This is a genomic window from Rhizobium sp. USDA 4016 (genome assembly GCF_056279705.1).
Window position 1 is genome coordinate 1,713,189 of the sequence record NZ_JBWCCY010000004.1, and the last position, 15,905, is coordinate 1,729,093.

Below are 15,905 nucleotides of genomic sequence, written 5' to 3' on the forward strand. Positions count from 1 at the left end.
CTAGTGGGCGGTCTTTGAAACGTGGCAGGACGATCATGAAAGTCATCAGGACGGTTGAGGAACTCGGCAAAATCTATGCGGGAGGCCTGACGCAGGCGTCCGTTGCCAAGGTGACCAGGGTGCTGACGCCGCTCTCCGCCAGATGATCGAAGCTTCGCCCTTTATGGCGCTGGCGACCGTCGGGCCGGAAGGGCTCGACTGCTCGCCGCGCGGCGACATCGGCGGTGTCGTGCGGGTGATCGACGAAAAGACGGTGCATCTGCCCGACTGGCGCGGCAACAACCGCATTGATTCGCTTTCAAATATCGTGCGCGATCCGCGCCTTGCGCTCATGTTGCTGGTGCCGGGTTCGAACACGACGATGCGCATCAACGGCCGCGGGGTGGTGTCGAACGACGAGGCGCTGCTCGAAAGTTTCGAGATGGATGGTAAGCATCCGCGCACCATCGTGGTGATCACCATCGACGAGGTCTATTTCCAGTGCGCCCGCGCTCTTATACGAGCGCAGCTTTGGAACCCGGAGAACTTTGCCGATCCGGCGAAGCTGCCGACGCCCGGCCTGATGCTCAAGGCGGCGGCGGAAGATTTCGATCACGAAACCTACGACCGGGAGTGGGCGGGCCGTGCGGCAAAGACGATGTGGTAGGCAGCCGTCACCGAATGGTGACTGTTACGACTTGTAGATCAGCCAGCCCTTGCTGAAGTCTTTCTGCATACCATCCTGGTAGAGGATGCAGCAGTTGCGCCCGGCATTCTTTGCTCCGTAGAGAGCGATGTCGGTCTTGTGGTAAAGCTCGCCCGGATCATCGGCGTTCGATGCCATGCAGACACCCATGGAGACGGTCACGGGGCCATAGTTCACGCGAGTGCGGGAATTCTTGAAGGGAGTCGCCTCGAGCGTGCGGCGGATGCGCTCCGCCATGCCCATCACTTCCTCCGGCGTATTGCCGTCGACGATCAGCGCGAACTCCTCACCACCGGTGCGGGCGACGAAGATATCGCGGCGGACATTGGCGCGGATGACGGAGGCGACGGTCGCGAGGATCTTGTCGCCGACCGGATGGCCGTAAGTGTCGTTGATCTTCTTGAAATTGTCGATATCGGCAAGCACCAGCGCGGTGATGGGCTTCAGTGCCGGATTGTCGAAGACGGCGGCGAGGCGATCGTCGAAGGCTCGGCGGTTGGAAAGGCGCGTCAGCGAGTCGGTATTGGCTATGCGCTTGTATTCATCGAGTTCCTTGCGGACCCGGTCCATCTCCTGCGAGCGCTGGGCGACGTTCTCGACAGTCCTTTCGCCATGCGCCATCGTATCGCCGGTCGCCTCGGTGAGAATAGTGATGGCGTTTTCGATGAGTTCGACGCTGGCGGCACTCTTGGAATTGATGCGCTTGTAGGTTTCGCCGAGCAGCTTGTTGTAGCTTTCGAGCGAGGTCTGCTCCTGGCGCAGGACGCGCAGGAGCCCTTCGAGCTCGGCGGCGATGCGCGTGTGGGCGTCGTCGAAGACACGGGCGGGCGAATGGGTGAAGTGCTGTGCGCCGAGCGCGTCGAGTTCTACCTGGGTTGCCTGACTGCCAAGGGCAGCAAGGTCGCGCGTCAAGGCGGGGTTGGAGCCGATATAGGCCTCATAGAAGAGCTCGTAATTGCGCGGGATTGGCGCGACCCCCATCGTGCGCATGGCATAGGTGATCTGACCTGCCACGTCGGGAACCTGCGCCTTTGGCGCTGCAGCCGCAGTCATTCGGCATACTCCTCAATGAGATTTCGAAGGCAATCTTCTATTGACTAGCTTAAATTCGTTGGGAAAGGATTAAAGGCATATATACTAAAGATTAGATGTGAGTATTCTGGTCCCCCCGGCGATGAAATACTAGGCAATGGAAATCAGGCAAGAACCTGAGTCTTCCTCACATTTTGGCGCATTCTTGCCGCGAAAAACCCCCAAAATATGCGGGCTTCCGACGATTGTTTTTAAGCGTCTTCGATTTGTTGACAGTTGGTGTCGAAAATGTGCCCTTTTGTAAACGGTGGGCGAGGCGCACATTCCTTCTCAATGGACCTAGAGCGGTCCTGCAGAAGGCATGAGATTATGGAAACCTCTCGTCATACGTTACCGGTCATTCTTACGGCCGCCATTGTCGCCGGCTCGGCATTATTGCTGCAGGACAGCGGCTTCTTCGACGGCGCGTTGCGCACCGATATCCTCGCCAGCGTAAGGGCGGAAGAATCGCTGGGCGCTGCCGATTTTCAGGCTTTGAATAGCCTGGCCAGCACCCAGCAGATCGATCCGCGCAAGACCGCCGTGGTTCATTGATGGCACTCAGCCGAGATTGAGCTCCTGGAAGAAGTCGTTGCCTTTGTCGTCGATGACGATGAAGGCCGGGAAATCCACGACCTCGATCCTCCAGACGGCCTCCATGCCGAGTTCCGGATATTCCAGGACGTCGACCTTCTTGATGCAATCCTGCGCCAGGCGGGCGGCCGGACCGCCGATCGAGCCAAGATAGAAGCCGCCATGCGCCTTGCAGGCTTCGCGCACGGCGCGGGAACGGTTGCCCTTGGCAAGCATCACCATCGAGCCGCCGAAAGACTGGAACTGGTCGACATAGCTGTCCATGCGGCCGGCGGTGGTCGGGCCGAAGGAGCCCGAGGCGTAGCCGGCTGGCGTCTTTGCCGGACCGGCATAATAAACCGGGTGGTTCTTCATGTAGTCCGGCATGCCTTCACCCTTTTCGAGGCGTTCGCGGATTTTCGCATGGGCAAGGTCGCGCGCAACGATGATCGTTCCCGTCAGCGACAGGCGTGTCTTGACCGGATGCCTGGTCAATTCGGCAAGGATGTTTGCCATCGACTGGTTGAGGTCGATGCGGACCATCGATTCCGACAGCTTCGTCTCGTCGATCTCCGGCATATATTTGGACGGATCGGTTTCCAGCTGTTCAACGAAAATGCCCTCGCGGGTGATCTTGCCCTTGGCCTGACGATCGGCGGAACAGGAGACGCCGAGGCCGATCGGCAGCGATGCGCCGTGGCGGGGCAGGCGGATGACGCGCACATCGTGACAAAAATATTTGCCGCCGAACTGGGCGCCGACGCCCATTTGCTGCGTCAGCTTGTGGATTTCCCTTTCCATCTCGACATCGCGGAAGGCGTGGCCGCTCTCGGAGCCTTCCGTCGGCAGGCCGTCGAGGTAACGTGTCGAGGCGAGCTTGACGGTCTTGAGGTTCATTTCGGCCGAGGTGCCGCCGATGACGATCGCCAGATGGTAGGGGGGGCAGGCTGCCGTCCCTAGCGTCAGGATCTTTTCCTTGAGGAAGTCGATCATGCGGTCATGCGTCAGAAGCGACGGCGTGCCCTGATAGAGGAAGGTCTTGTTGGCCGAACCGCCGCCCTTGGCGACGAAGAGGAAATCGTAGGAATCCGTGCCTTCCTCATAAATGTCGATCTGGGCAGGCAGGTTGTTCTTGGTGTTTTTCTCCTCGAACATCTTGAGAGGCGCGAGTTGCGAATAGCGCAGGTTCTTCTTCTCGTAGGCGTCCATCACGCCCTCTGCGAGCGCTGTGTAATCGCCGCCTTCGGTCCACACCCGGCGGCCCTTCTTGCCCATGATGATCGCAGTACCGGTGTCCTGGCACATGGGGAGGATGCCGCTTGCGGCGATATTGGCGTTCTTCAGAAGGTCGTAGGCGACGAAACGGTCGTTTTCGGTTGCTTCCGGATCGTCGAGGATGGCGGCAAGCTGCTTCAGGTGGCCGGGCCGCAGCAGATGGTTGATGTCGGCAAAGGCAGTTTCGGCAAGCAGCCGCATGCCCTCGGGTTCTACCGTCAGGATCTCTTGTCCCCTGAAGCTGTCGACAGAGACGTGGTCGCTGCTGATCTTGCGGTAAGGGGTGGTGTCCTTGCCGAGCGGGAAGAGATCGTCAGCCATCGAAGTGACCTTTCTTGAGATTGGCATCACACAGTTTGGAACCGATCTAAATCGGGCGAACGGCAAATGCAATCGTCAAGCAGGCATCGTTGCCCCCATCGAATGACGACCACAGCGGCATGATTATTCGGCGTTCATGCATGATCAGCTGTGATTATACGGGCTTTAAACCGGACTTCAGCGAGCACAGATATCAGTAAGCGGGTCGGGCAGAACGCCGAACCAGGCCGAGCAAAGAGATACGACGATGCAAAGGTCTCAGCATCATCATTTTTTGTCGTTAGCGATGGCTCTCATCATCGTCAGCAGCGCTGCAATCGCCTTCAGCAAAGGCAGCGGTTATCTGACCGGCGCCTTCCACACTGAAATCCTTGCAAGGCTTAATCCTGCCGAGGTTTTCTATGCCGGTTCCTTGAAGCGGCCGGAGCTTCCGGCAGCACGTCAGTAGAAACCCGCCCGGCCCGCAGCCGGGCGAATCCTGTCAGATCAGATTAGTACGCACGCTGCAGGCGGAAGAAGCCCTGCACGAAGTCGAAGTCGATGTCGTCGGCGGCTTCGTGATCACGGCTGACCTAGGTGGCGGTCAGCTTCGTCGAAAGGTTGTCGACGATCTGGTAATCGAGCGTAACACCGATCACGAGGCGAAAGGCTCGCGATCGAGCTCTGCGAGCCTTTTTTGTTTTCGGCCAGCCGGTTTCAGGGTGACCGCCCATCAGCTTTCGCCTGCCGGACAGGTTTGGGAGGCGGACGAGATCGCGCCAGTTTATTTCGGGCCGATCATCTGCTCGGGGCGGACGATCTCGTCGTACTGTTCAGAGGTGACGAGCCCGCTTGCGAGTGCTTCTTCCTTCAACGTCGTGCCGTTCTTGTGCGCCGTCTTCGCGATCTTGGCGGCGTTGTCGTAGCCGATCGTCGGGGCAAGCGCGGTGACGAGCATCAGCGAACGCTCCAGGCCGGCCTTGATATTGTCTTCGCGGGCCTCGATGCCGACGACACAATTGTCAGTGAAGGAAATAGCCGCATCGCCGAGAAGCTGGACGGACTGCAGGAAATTATAGGCCATCATCGGGTTATAGACGTTGAGCTCGAAATGGCCCTGGCTGCCTGCGAAGGTGAGGGCGGCGTGATTGCCGAAGACGTGGGCGCAGACCTGCGTCAGCGCCTCGCACTGCGTCGGGTTGACCTTGCCCGGCATGATCGACGAGCCCGGTTCGTTTTCCGGCAGCGACAGCTCGCCGAGGCCGGCACGTGGGCCGGAGCCGAGCAAGCGGATGTCGTTGGCGATCTTGAAGAGGGCGGCTGCTGCGGCATTGATGGCGCCGTGGCTGAAAACCATGCTGTCATGCGAGGCAAGCGCCTCGAACTTGTTGGGCGCGGTGACAAACGGCATATCGGAAATCTTCGCGATCTCCTCCGCCACCTTTTCCGCAAAGCCGGCCGGCGCGTTCAGCCCGGTGCCGACGGCGGTGCCGCCCTGCGCCAGTTCGCAAAGGCCGGGAAGCGTCATCTCGATGCGCTTGATGGCGGAGCCGACCTGTGCCGCATAGCCGGAGAATTCCTGCCCGAGCGTCAGCGGCGTCGCGTCTTGGGTATGCGTGCGGCCGATTTTGATGATGTGGTTGAACTCGACGACCTTCATGTCGAGGGCCGCATGCAGGTGCTTCAGGGCCGGTAGCAGGTGGTGGGCGATCTGCTCGGCGCAGGCGATGTGCATGGCCGTCGGGTATGTATCGTTCGAAGACTGGCTCATGTTGACGTGGTCGTTCGGATGCACCGGCTTCTTGGACCCCATGACGCCGCCGAGCATTTCGATCGCCCGATTGGAGATCACCTCGTTGGCGTTCATGTTCGACTGCGTGCCCGAACCTGTCTGCCAGACGACGAGCGGGAAATGCTCGTTGAGCTTGCCGTCGATGACTTCTTGAGCGGCGTCGACGATCGCCTTGCCGATTGCCTGATCGAGCTGGCCGAGTTCCATGTTCACCCTGGCGGCTGCCTGCTTGACGATGCCGAGGGCGCGCACGATCGACAGCGGCTGCTTTTCCCAACCGATCTTGAAATTGCCGAGCGAGCGCTGCGCCTGGGCGCCCCAATATCGGTCGCCCGCCACGTCGATCGGGCCAAAGGTATCTGTTTCGGTTCGGGTCGAGGTCATAGCCATGCCTTCCTGTCGCGTGCGCCGAAGCGCGTTCGTTTCAGGTCGGTCTTATAGGTCCGAACGGACCTCAAGAAAACCGGGCCGGAGACGAAATATGAGAGCATTATTCATGTTTTAGGTGTTCTTCGTGGTTTTTAGGACACGCTTGAAACTTTATGCCCGGAGGGCGCGTTTGACCACTGTGGCAATCGCGCGAAATTCGGTAAAAAATTAACTAATAATTTCATAATTTTGTGTGAACTGCTTGCCGGCGGCACGCTTTGACGGCGTCACACAAGTCGTGCCGGTGCTTCTGGCGCTCGGAGCCGGTTTCTGCCAATGGACCGGGAAAGCCAGACTATATGAATTTTGAAATGGGCTTTGCCCATGCCAAGGACAGCGTGATACTGGGACTGGAAAAAAGCATGACATCGTTTTTCAAGGGTGCGGTCTCCGCACTGGCACTTTCCTGCGGATTTGCGGCGATGGCCGCGCCGGCGCATGCTTATACGCTGATGGACATGATCCGCGGCCACCGCGAGCGGACCCCGATCATCAATCCCGCCAATCCAGGCGAGTTCGGCGAAATGCCGGCCATGCCGCTACCGAAGGTCAGCGGTCCGCGCTACTATACCTACAAGCCGGACGCGATGCGCTTCGTCAATATCGCCAAGTTTGCCGAGCCGACGGTGACGGGCGCGATCGCGTCTGCGTCCGGTGAAGCGGCCATGGCGCCGGTCGTCGTCGAACGCCAGTTCCTCGCCGAAGCGAAGGTTCGCGCCGACGTAAATGTCGCAAAGGCTCTCGAAGCCTATTACGGCAGCTCCAAGAACCCCTTTGTCTGGCTGACCGGCGCAGAGATCAACGATCGTGCCAAGGCGGCGATGAGTTTCCTTTCCGGTGTCGGTTCCGTCGGCCTCGACCCGGCCGACTACGCCGTCGACCTGCCGGCCGTCGACCCGGCCAATCCGGATCCGGCCGCCCGCGACCGCGCTCTTACGCAGTTCGAGCTGCAGCTTTCCTCGAAGGTGCTCGCCTATGTCCAGGATACGGTGCGCGGACGCATCGATCCGAACAAGATTTCGGGCTACCACGATTTCAGGCGCAAGCAGGTCAACCTCGGTCCGGTTCTGAAGCTTGCACGCATGAGCCCGGATATCGGCGCCTATCTGACTAGCCGCACGCCCGACGGCCCGCAATTCGCAGCACTCAAGGAGGAACTCGCCAAGCTCAGGGCCGAGACGGCTGGCGACGAGCCCATCACGATCTCGCTCGATCGGCTGCTGCGCCCGGGCGACAGCTCGCCGGAAGTCGCCAATATCGTCAAGGCCATCGGCAAGCACGGCTCGGAAGCGCTGAAGGCGCAGCATGCGGCAACGCTCGCCGCCTATAGCGGCGGCTTCGTCTACTCGCCCGAGCTGGTTTCGCTGGTCGAGGGTTTCCAGAAGGAACACAATCTGAAGCCGGACGGCGTAATCGGCCAGGCGACCGTCCGCATCATGATCGGCGGCGACAGCAACGCTTCGAAGATCGAGAAGCTCACCGTCGCGATGGAGCAGGCGCGCTGGCTGCCGGAAGATCTCGGCTCGCGCTACGTCTTCATCAACCAGCCGGCCTTTATGGTTTACTACCACAACGACAACAAGGAACAGTTGTCGATGCGCGTCGTGGTCGGCCAGAAGTCCAACCAGACCTATTTCTTCCAGGACGAGATCGAGACCGTCGAGTTCAATCCGTTCTGGGGCGTTCCGCAGTCGATCATCATCAACGAGATGCTGCCGAAGCTGCGCGCCGACCCGAATTATCTCGACCGCCTCGGCTATGAAGTGGCAATCAACGGCCATGCGGTTCCGTCTTCCAGTGTCGATTGGTACGGTTCGACCTCCAATGTCTCCGTGCGCCAACCGCCGAGCGGCGACAATGCCTTGGGCGAATTGAAGATACTGTTCCCGAACAGCCATGCGATCTACATGCACGACACGCCGTCGAAGAGCTTCTTCAAGCGCGACATGCGGGCGCTGAGCCATGGCTGCGTGCGTCTTGCCGATCCGCGCGCGATGGCTGCGGCCGTGCTCAACGCGAGCGTCGCCGATGTGGCAAGGCAGATCGCTGCTGGCGAGAACAAGGCGGTCTCGGTTCCGCAGAAAATTCCGGTCTACGTGTCCTACTTCACGGCATGGCCGAACAAGGACGGCGTCGTGGAATATTTCGACGATGTCTATGGCCGCGATGCCTATGTCGAGAAGGCATTCGAGGCGACGACGAAGGCGCGGGACGCTCAGATCTGATTGTTTTCGATCCGAAATGGGGGCGGCGGTCTTCGGGATCGCCGCCAGCGCAAATGCTAGTGCCGGATCCGAGAGCAGGGCTGCGGTGATTGCGAAGCGGAGGATGAGGACGCGGGGCTTTTGGCCTATTGCATTCCTGAATCTTGGCGCAATGCTTACGGGCGGATCAGCCAGCGCATGTATGATGCAAGCCGCCATCGACCTTCACGATGTTGAATTCGCCGACGTAGTGATTATTGGCAGAATTTCCAGCTACGAGGTCGTTCTTGATCCAGTCGTGCGAGAGCGGCACCAAAAGACGCTAGCCCATTTTCCCGATATGCGGAAGACCCTTGGGGATATCACTGGTTTCTTGACTGACTATGCGCGTTTCGACGTTTTGGTCGACGAAGTATTGCGCGGCGCGGCGCCGGAAAACCTAACCGTGACTTGGGATAATTCTACATTTTCCGAACCCAAGGATATGCTACCTGGCCCATTCCTCATTGCGTTGCGTGAACCTTTCTCGCCATTGCCACCGACATCGCGATCCAAACGCCACTATACTGGCTGACCCGGCTCCGGGTCGTTGACCGTCCTGCAAGCAACGTGTCAAAGGCATTCATATTTGAGAGCGCGAGCGAGAGGAAGTTCGAATAATTCGCGATATATTGGAGCCGCGGTCCAAATGAGTTTGCCGCGCGCTTGATCGGGAATTTCAGCGAGAAGCAGCCACCGCGTTCGAGCGCGCAAAATCGCGGATGACGGTTTCGACGAGTTCGGGCGTCAGTTCGTCATAATGCAGGATGATCCGGTCCGGGCGCAGCGTTTCGACCGGCACGTCGGAATAGCCGAAGGGGACGGCGATCGATGGGACGTTGGCGTTTCTAGCGACGGCGATGTCGTTGAGGCTGTCGCCGATCATGATGCTGCGTGCCAGTATGCCGCCGGCGCGTTCGATCGTGCCGGTCAGGTGCTGCGCATCGGGTTTGCGGACCGGAAAGGTGTCGCCGCCGGTGATGGCGTCGAAATAACCGGTGAGGTGGAGTTTTCGCAGAAGCGTCAGCGTCAGCGATTCCAGCTTGTTGGTGCAGACGGCGAGCTTGTATCCCTTGATTTTTAAAGTATCCATGGCAGCGATCAGGCCGGGATATGGCTGTGTATGACCGGGCATCGTATCGGTGTAATGGGCGATGAAGCGTTCCAGCAGCGGCGGCAGCTCGGTTTCCGAAAGCGGGTGGCCGCGCAGCGTGCAGGCGCGCTCGATCATCACCTTGGCACCGTGGCCCACGAGATGGGTCAGATCGGCATAAGTCACGGGCGCGAGATCGAGCGCGGCGATCGTGAGATTCAGGCTCTCGACGAGATCGGCGTGGGTATCGAGCAGCGTGCCGTCGAGATCGAATACGACAAGAGCAGGGGTCAAGGAAATTGCCTCTTCATGAAATCCGGTCTTCCCGGAGTAGGTGATGGGCATTGAAAAAGCAACGCCAAGACTATGGCCGTAACGCCGCAGCGCGATGCTTTCGCATTTCGGTTTCCTGCTATTATTTTGGCTTTCGTTTGCCATACGAGCCGTGTAAACAGCACATCCAACGAAACAACCGGAGTAGGCGGCGCATGGACGCCCGCGAAATGAAGATCAAGGCCGCCGAGGCGGCTCTTACCCACGTCGAGAGCGGAATGCGCCTCGGGATCGGGACGGGAAGTACGGCAGAGGAGTTCGTTCGCCTGCTAGCGGAGAAGGTTGCCGGTGGCTTCAGGGTCGAGGGTGTTCCGACGTCGGAGCGCACGGCGCGGCTTTGCGTCGAGCTCGGCGTACCGCTGAAATCTCTCGATGAACTCCCGGAACTCGACCTGACGGTCGACGGCGCCGACGAAATCGATGCGAGCCTGCGCCTGGTCAAGGGCGGCGGCGGGGCGTTGCTGCGCGAAAAGATCGTCGCGGCGGCTTCAGACCGCGTGATCGTGATTGCCGACGAGAGCAAGCTGGTCGAGACGCTCGGCCGGTTTCCGCTGCCGATCGAAGTCAGTCCATTCGGTCTCGTTTCCACACGGATCGCGATCGAAAGGAAGGCTGCCAGGCTCAGTCTGACCGGCAGCCTGACACTTCGCCAATCCGGTGACGGAGAATTTACCACGGACGGCGGCCACTACATCATCGACGCATCTTTTGGCCGCATTCCTGATGCAGACGCGCTTTCGAGCGAGCTGAATTCGATACCCGGCGTCGTTGAGCACGGGCTTTTTCTCAATATGGCGTCACTTGCGATCATCGCGGGTCCAGCGGGTGCGCGCACGCTGCAGGCGAACAGATAACAGGAGCACAGAAACTCATGAAGAAATTTGCAGGTCTTGGCCGTTTTGCCGCCGCGACGGTTATTCTCTCCGGCATCGCTTTCGGCTCAGCTGCGCAGGCGCAGGAAATTTCAGACGAGCAGTTGAAGGCCGCGCGTGCAGCCGTTGCCGCCATCGGCGCAACGGCGCAGTTCGACAATATCCTGCCCGGCCTCGCCGAACGCCTGAAGGCCGGCCTCATTCAGGATTCGCCGAACTACGAAGACGTGATCAGCGCCACGGTCGACGCGCAGGCTCTGGCGCTCGCACCGCGCCGCTCCGATCTCGAGAAGGAAGCGGCAGCGAACTATGCGAAGGCATTCACGGTCGAAGAGCTGAAGGCCATCGCCGACTTCTACAACTCGCCGGTCGGCAAGAAGCTTCTGAAGGACGGCCCCATCGCTTCGCGGGAAACAAACAGGGCAGCCGATATCTGGGCGCAGGGCATTGCCCGCGATCTCCAGAAGAATGCCAATACGGAACTCAGCAAGGTCATCAAGGTAGAGCCTGTGCCGGAAACTCCGCCGGCTGGCGACAAGCCGGCAGGTGCGCCTGCTCCTGCTGCAAAGCCCTGACACGGCTGATGTGATCGCAAGAGCCCGGCATCGTCCGGGCTTTTGTTTTTGCAGGCACAGATACTATATCCGTCGAACCATTCCTGCCGATTCCTAACGGAGCACCCGTCCATGTCTTCCTATGATTACGACCTCTTCGTCATCGGCGGCGGTTCGGGGGGCGTGAGAAGCGCGCGCGTTGCCGCGTCGCTCGGCAAGAAGGTCGCGATTGCAGAGGAATACCGCTACGGCGGCACCTGCGTCATCCGCGGCTGCGTGCCCAAGAAGTTGTTCGTCTATGCGTCGCAATATCAGGAGCATTTCGAGGATGCCGCCGGCTTCGGCTGGACGGTCGGGGAAAGCTCTTTCGACTGGAAGAAGCTGATCGCTGCCAAGGACGCCGAAATCGCGCGGCTGGAGGGGCTCTATAAGAAGGGGCTTTCCGGCGCGAATGCGGAAATCCTCGAGACGCGCGCCGAGCTTGTCGATGCGCATACGATCCGGCTGGTGAAGACCGGTGAGACCGTGACGGCTAAGACCATCGTCATTGCGACCGGCGGCCGGCCGAACCCGCATGCGGCCCTTCCGGGGCACGAGCTTTGCATGTCCTCCAACGAGGCGTTCCATCTCGAAGACCTGCCGAAGGCGATCGTGATTGCGGGCGGCGGCTATATTGCGGTGGAATTTGCCAATATCTTCCATGGACTGGGCGTCGAGACGACGCTGGTCTACCGCGGGGCGGAAATCCTCTCGCGCTTCGACCAGGATCTGCGCCGCGGCCTGCATGAGGCAATGGTTGCCAAGGGTATCCGCATCCTGTGCCGCGACACCCTGGAAATGGTGTCGAAGGGCGAGCAAGGGCTTGCCGTCGAGACCTTGAATAATGGCACGCTGAATGCCGGCGCCGTGTTGCTCGCGCTCGGACGCGATCCGAATACCGACGGGCTTGGGCTTGAGGCGGCAGGTGTGAAAACGAACGAGCGCGGCGCGATCGTCGTCGACGAATATTCGCGGACGAGCGCCGACAACATCTACGCGCTCGGCGATGTCACCGACAGGGTACAGCTCACGCCGGTCGCGATCCACGAGGCGATGTGCTTCATCGAGACGGAATACAAGAACAATCCGACGAAGCCGGATCACGAGCAGATCGCAACAGCTGTCTTCTCCCAGCCCGAGATCGGCACGGTCGGCCTTTCGGAAGAGGAGGCGGCGAAACGCTACAGGGAGCTCGAGGTCTACCGGGCGCAGTTCCGGCCGCTCAAGGCGACGCTTTCCGGCCGTTCCGAAAAGATGCTGATGAAGCTGATCGTCGATGCAGAAAGCCGCAAGGTCGTCGGCGCCCATATCCTCGGGCACGACGCCGGCGAGATGGCGCAGATTCTCGGGATCACGCTGAAGGCGGGGTGCACCAAGGAGGATTTCGACCGCACCATGGCAGTGCACCCGACGGCGGCGGAAGAGCTCGTGACGATGTATGTGCCGAGCTATCGAATTCGGGATGGGGAGCGGGTTTGAGGCAGAGCCAATTGGCGGACTGCGGCTCTCAGCCGGTCAGCCGTGGCCTATGAATGACCTTCAAGAAGAGGGCATTCATGGCGTCCGAAATGCCCTCCGTCGGCGTCACTTCGAAATAGAGGCCCGGGGAGGCGCATTCCTTCATCTTCTGCGGAATTTCGGACTGGAAAGGCGCGATCCAATCTCTATAGAAACTATTTTCGGGAAGCGGCAGATATGTCGTATATAGGATGGCGATCTTGACATTCTTGTCCTTGAGCTTTTGGCAGTAGCTCGTGTCGATCGGCTCCATGCAACGTTTGCCGCCATTGAGCCGCTTTGTGCAGGTAGTTGGCTTAATGCTATCTCCGACGCCATCGGCAACGAAGAACAGGATTTTCTCGCGATCCGTCTTGGTCATTCCGCTGCCGCCCGTGGGGATCTTCTTTTCGATTGAAGTTAACACGTTGTCATAGCTTGTCTGGTTGTTGGGCGTGTTGTGGCTCGGAATGCTCATCAGCGTGATGTTCTTCGTCGCTTCACCAACTGCGGTGAGATCGTCAGTCAATTCCGAAACGGTGTAGAGATTGGCGTCAGATGACTTTTTGCCAAACGTGTAGGCGGCCATCTGATACTGTGCCGGAGCCACCTGCGATTTCTTGGCCGTCGTCATGAGAGCCTCGGTCGCCTTGGCGACGACGTCGATGCGGATGGTCGCGCCGATGCTGCGGGCGAGATAGAAATAGCTTTCCTTATCCTCAACGCCGCTCTCCGAAACGATATGGCAGGCGAAGGCGCAATCCTTGTCCTTGCCCTCCTTGTTGCCATTCTTGGTCGCATTTCTCAGAAGTGCGACATCCTCTGGCGTCGCTCCGACGCCCATGGAGGGCGTGTTGTCGAGCAGGATGTAGAAATCCATGAACGAAGCGGTCTGATATTCCGCGGTCGCCGTGCCTGAAATTGCAATGCTGTTCTTGCCAAGAATCTGCATGAACGCAGTCGGGACGGTGGCACTGAAGGTGACAGTCGAGTTCAGCTTGTTGGTCGTCTTCGCGACATCGATGTCGAGGTCGACGGGGATGTCCGAAAGTTCTCCGGACATCTGGGCGAAGAAGAGCTTTTGTGCATCGGCCTTGCCGAGCGAAATGCTGCCGTCGCCTTTCATCGCCATGGCCGCGGTCACGGCATCCGATTTTTCCGAGACCGAACCGACGGCCGCTGCGTCCGCTGCCGCATAGAGCTGGGTCCTGAGGCTGAGCGCGTGGGCAAAATCGACTGCCATGCCCGCCGCGCCGAGGACCGGCACGGCCAGCAATGCTGTCATTATTCCAAAGTTTCCCGAACGGTCAGCCGAAAAACGGCGCGCCAGCTTCTTCATACCATTCCCCAGGATCGGGCCGATCATCGGCGAAGACAAAGCGCGCCCGTCATGGCGTGCAGTTTCAGGTTCGGGTTTGACACAGATAGCTAAATTACCCCCCAAAATTCATGGTATATTTAGCGTAAATCGGAGGGCGGGATTGAAGGCGCATCAGAGGCTTCCCTTATAAGCGCGGCAGGCTTCGCGACCCGCTCAGAACGTGTCGAACGGCGCTAGGCAAGCGGATGCTAAAGGTTTATAAGCCGCCGTTATTGTGGACGACAGGCGCCGGGCAGTGATCCCGGCGAGACAAAGGTGACTAAAATGGCAGAGACTTGGACCCCGAGCAGTTGGAGGCAAAAGCCGATCCAGCAGGTCCCGGATTATCCGGACCAGGCCGCTTTGGCGGCAACGGAAGCCCAGCTCGCTAGCTATCCGCCGCTCGTCTTTGCGGGCGAGGCGCGCCGTTTGAAGAAGCATCTCGCCAATGTCTCCGAAGGCAACGGTTTTCTGCTGCAGGGCGGGGACTGCGCCGAGAGCTTCGCCGAGCATGGCGCCGACACGATCCGCGACTTCTTCCGCGCCTTCCTGCAGATGGCCGTCGTGCTGACGTTCGGCGCACAACTGCCGGTCGTCAAGGTGGGCCGTATTGCCGGCCAGTTCGCCAAGCCGCGCTCTTCGGGCATCGAATCGCAGAACGGCGTCTCGCTGCCGAGCTACCGTGGCGATATCATCAACGGCATCGAATTCACCGAGGAAGCGCGCAATCCGAATCCGGAACGCCAGGCCATGGCTTACCGCCAGTCGGCCGCGACGCTGAACCTTCTGCGCGCCTTCGCGATGGGCGGTTATGCCAATCTCGAGAATGTGCACCAGTGGATGCTCGGCTTCGTCAAGGACAGCCCGCAGGGCGAGCGCTACCGCAAACTTGCCGACCGGATCAGCGAAACCATGGACTTCATGAAGGCGATCGGCATCACGTCCGAGAACCATCCGAGCCTGCGCGAGACGGACTTCTTCACCAGCCACGAGGCGCTGCTGCTCGGCTACGAAGAAGCGCTGACGCGCGTCGATTCTACTTCCGGCGACTGGTACGCGACCTCTGGCCACATGATCTGGATTGGCGACCGCACGCGCCAGGCCGATCACGCGCATGTCGAATACTGCCGCGGCATCAAGAACCCGATCGGCCTGAAGTGCGGTCCGTCTCTGCAGGCGGACGATCTCTTGAGCCTTATCGACATCCTGAACCCGGCAAACGAAGCCGGCCGCCTGACGCTGATCTGCCGTTTCGGTCACGAAAAAGTCGCCGACCACCTGCCGCGCCTCATCCGTGCGGTCGAGCGCGAAGGCCGCAAGGTCGTCTGGTCCTGCGATCCGATGCACGGCAATACGATCACGCTCAACAACTACAAGACGCGTCCGTTCGAACGCATCCTGTCGGAAGTTGAAAGCTTCTTCCAGATCCACCGCGCCGAAGGCACCCATCCGGGCGGCATTCATATCGAGATGACCGGCAAGGACGTGACGGAATGCACGGGCGGCGCCCGCGCTGTTTCCGCCGAGGATCTGCAGGACCGTTATCACACGCATTGCGATCCGCGCCTCAATGCCGACCAGGCGCTCGAGCTTGCCTTCCTGCTCGCCGAGCGCATGAAGGGTGGCCGCGACGAGAAGCGCATGGCCGTCAACGGCTGATCTACCCGAAAGACTGAAATCGAGAGCCCGGCCCAGCGCCGGGCTTTCTTTATTGAACGTGCACAGATTGCTGGTCGTGGCATTTCAAGGATCTCGGCATCAAAATTTCTGACGCTCTGCTTCAAGGAAT

The 15,905-nt window shown here is 59.8% G+C and carries 13 protein-coding genes and 1 pseudogene; 9 read left to right on the forward strand and 5 right to left on the reverse strand.

What is annotated here, in order from left to right; genetic code table 11:
• Window positions 1–35: 35 nt before the first annotated feature.
• A pseudogene (locus ACZ9DP_RS23660) lies at window positions 36–646 on the forward strand (pyridoxamine 5'-phosphate oxidase family protein).
• A 24-nt stretch (window positions 647–670) separates the two neighbouring features.
• On the opposite strand, the gene ACZ9DP_RS23665 reads toward ACZ9DP_RS23660, so the two are convergent.
• Window positions 671–1,738 (reverse strand): GGDEF domain-containing protein, encoded by a 1,068-nt coding sequence (locus ACZ9DP_RS23665; protein ID WP_476203757.1) that lies wholly within the window; start codon window positions 1,736–1,738, stop codon window positions 671–673.
• A gap of 348 nt (window positions 1,739–2,086) precedes the next feature.
• On the opposite strand from ACZ9DP_RS23665, the gene ACZ9DP_RS23670 reads away from it, so the two are divergent.
• Window positions 2,087–2,311 carry a hypothetical protein gene (locus ACZ9DP_RS23670; protein ID WP_194729840.1) on the forward strand — a complete coding sequence of 75 codons (225 nt, stop codon included), beginning with the start codon at window positions 2,087–2,089 and terminating at the stop codon, window positions 2,309–2,311.
• A gap of 6 nt (window positions 2,312–2,317) precedes the next feature.
• Here ACZ9DP_RS23670 and ACZ9DP_RS23675 read toward each other — a convergent pair whose 3' ends face one another.
• Complete coding sequence (locus ACZ9DP_RS23675; protein WP_194729839.1) at window positions 2,318–3,925, reverse strand: fumarate hydratase; 1,608 nt, start codon at window positions 3,923–3,925, stop codon at window positions 2,318–2,320.
• A gap of 247 nt (window positions 3,926–4,172) precedes the next feature.
• On the opposite strand from ACZ9DP_RS23675, the gene ACZ9DP_RS23680 reads away from it, so the two are divergent.
• Entirely contained in the window at window positions 4,173–4,373 is a 201-nt protein-coding gene (locus tag ACZ9DP_RS23680; RefSeq protein ID WP_194729838.1) for a hypothetical protein, read from the forward strand.
• Between the two features lie 315 nt (window positions 4,374–4,688).
• Here ACZ9DP_RS23680 and fumC read toward each other — a convergent pair whose 3' ends face one another.
• On the reverse strand, window positions 4,689–6,080 hold the full coding sequence (gene fumC / locus ACZ9DP_RS23685; RefSeq protein WP_476203758.1) for a class II fumarate hydratase: 1,392 nt from the start codon (window positions 6,078–6,080) through the stop codon (window positions 4,689–4,691).
• Window positions 6,081–6,487: 407 nt separating this feature from the next.
• Between fumC and ACZ9DP_RS23690 the strand changes: the two genes are divergently transcribed.
• Window positions 6,488–8,350, forward strand: a complete 1,863-nt coding sequence (locus ACZ9DP_RS23690) for a L,D-transpeptidase family protein (protein ID WP_476203759.1) — start codon at window positions 6,488–6,490, stop codon at window positions 8,348–8,350.
• A gap of 184 nt (window positions 8,351–8,534) precedes the next feature.
• A complete protein-coding gene (locus ACZ9DP_RS23695; RefSeq protein ID WP_476203760.1) occupies window positions 8,535–8,903 on the forward strand; it encodes a hypothetical protein in 369 nt (122 codons plus the stop codon).
• Window positions 8,904–9,047: 144 nt separating this feature from the next.
• Here the strand turns inward: ACZ9DP_RS23695 and ACZ9DP_RS23700 are convergent, their stop codons facing one another.
• On the reverse strand, window positions 9,048–9,806 hold the full coding sequence (locus tag ACZ9DP_RS23700) for an HAD family hydrolase (RefSeq protein ID WP_239598543.1): 759 nt from the start codon (window positions 9,804–9,806) through the stop codon (window positions 9,048–9,050).
• A 143-nt stretch (window positions 9,807–9,949) separates the two neighbouring features.
• Here ACZ9DP_RS23700 and rpiA point away from each other — a divergent pair, with 143 nt between their 5' ends.
• The 3 genes from rpiA (at window position 9,950) to gor (ending at window position 12,738) form a co-directional block, all read left to right on the forward strand.
• Window positions 9,950–10,648, forward strand: coding sequence for a ribose-5-phosphate isomerase RpiA (rpiA, locus tag ACZ9DP_RS23705; protein WP_476203761.1), 699 nt, complete (start codon window positions 9,950–9,952; stop codon window positions 10,646–10,648).
• A gap of 17 nt (window positions 10,649–10,665) precedes the next feature.
• A complete protein-coding gene (locus ACZ9DP_RS23710; RefSeq protein WP_283072181.1) occupies window positions 10,666–11,241 on the forward strand; it encodes a DUF2059 domain-containing protein in 576 nt (191 codons plus the stop codon).
• Window positions 11,242–11,352: 111 nt separating this feature from the next.
• Window positions 11,353–12,738: a glutathione-disulfide reductase gene (gor, locus tag ACZ9DP_RS23715; RefSeq protein WP_194729832.1), complete on the forward strand. Its 1,386-nt coding sequence runs from the start codon at window positions 11,353–11,355 to the stop codon at window positions 12,736–12,738.
• A 28-nt stretch (window positions 12,739–12,766) separates the two neighbouring features.
• Here gor and ACZ9DP_RS23720 read toward each other — a convergent pair whose 3' ends face one another.
• Window positions 12,767–14,095 carry a pilus assembly protein TadG-related protein gene (locus ACZ9DP_RS23720; RefSeq protein WP_194729831.1) on the reverse strand — a complete coding sequence of 443 codons (1,329 nt, stop codon included), beginning with the start codon at window positions 14,093–14,095 and terminating at the stop codon, window positions 12,767–12,769.
• Between the two features lie 306 nt (window positions 14,096–14,401).
• On the opposite strand from ACZ9DP_RS23720, the gene ACZ9DP_RS23725 reads away from it, so the two are divergent.
• Window positions 14,402–15,775 (forward strand): class II 3-deoxy-7-phosphoheptulonate synthase, encoded by a 1,374-nt coding sequence (locus ACZ9DP_RS23725; protein WP_194729830.1) that lies wholly within the window; start codon window positions 14,402–14,404, stop codon window positions 15,773–15,775.
• The last annotated feature ends 130 nt before the right edge of the window (window positions 15,776–15,905 follow it).

What these genes read in the sequence shown, in the direction of transcription:
- ACZ9DP_RS23665 (WP_476203757.1), bottom strand. Translation starts at nt 1,738, where the DNA reads ATGACTGCGGCTGCAGCGCCAAAGGCGCAGGTTCCCGACGTGGCAGGT.
- ACZ9DP_RS23670 (WP_194729840.1), top strand. Translation starts at nt 2,087, where the DNA reads ATGGAAACCTCTCGTCATACGTTACCGGTCATTCTTACGGCCGCCATT.
- ACZ9DP_RS23675 (WP_194729839.1), bottom strand. Translation starts at nt 3,925, where the DNA reads ATGGCTGACGATCTCTTCCCGCTCGGCAAGGACACCACCCCTTACCGC.
- ACZ9DP_RS23680 (WP_194729838.1), top strand. Translation starts at nt 4,173, where the DNA reads ATGCAAAGGTCTCAGCATCATCATTTTTTGTCGTTAGCGATGGCTCTC.
- fumC (WP_476203758.1), bottom strand. Translation starts at nt 6,080, where the DNA reads ATGACCTCGACCCGAACCGAAACAGATACCTTTGGCCCGATCGACGTG.
- ACZ9DP_RS23690 (WP_476203759.1), top strand. Translation starts at nt 6,488, where the DNA reads ATGACATCGTTTTTCAAGGGTGCGGTCTCCGCACTGGCACTTTCCTGC.
- ACZ9DP_RS23695 (WP_476203760.1), top strand. Translation starts at nt 8,535, where the DNA reads ATGCAAGCCGCCATCGACCTTCACGATGTTGAATTCGCCGACGTAGTG.
- ACZ9DP_RS23700 (WP_239598543.1), bottom strand. Translation starts at nt 9,806, where the DNA reads ATGCCCATCACCTACTCCGGGAAGACCGGATTTCATGAAGAGGCAATT.
- rpiA (WP_476203761.1), top strand. Translation starts at nt 9,950, where the DNA reads ATGGACGCCCGCGAAATGAAGATCAAGGCCGCCGAGGCGGCTCTTACC.
- ACZ9DP_RS23710 (WP_283072181.1), top strand. Translation starts at nt 10,666, where the DNA reads ATGAAGAAATTTGCAGGTCTTGGCCGTTTTGCCGCCGCGACGGTTATT.
- gor (WP_194729832.1), top strand. Translation starts at nt 11,353, where the DNA reads ATGTCTTCCTATGATTACGACCTCTTCGTCATCGGCGGCGGTTCGGGG.
- ACZ9DP_RS23720 (WP_194729831.1), bottom strand. Translation starts at nt 14,095, where the DNA reads ATGAAGAAGCTGGCGCGCCGTTTTTCGGCTGACCGTTCGGGAAACTTT.
- ACZ9DP_RS23725 (WP_194729830.1), top strand. Translation starts at nt 14,402, where the DNA reads ATGGCAGAGACTTGGACCCCGAGCAGTTGGAGGCAAAAGCCGATCCAG.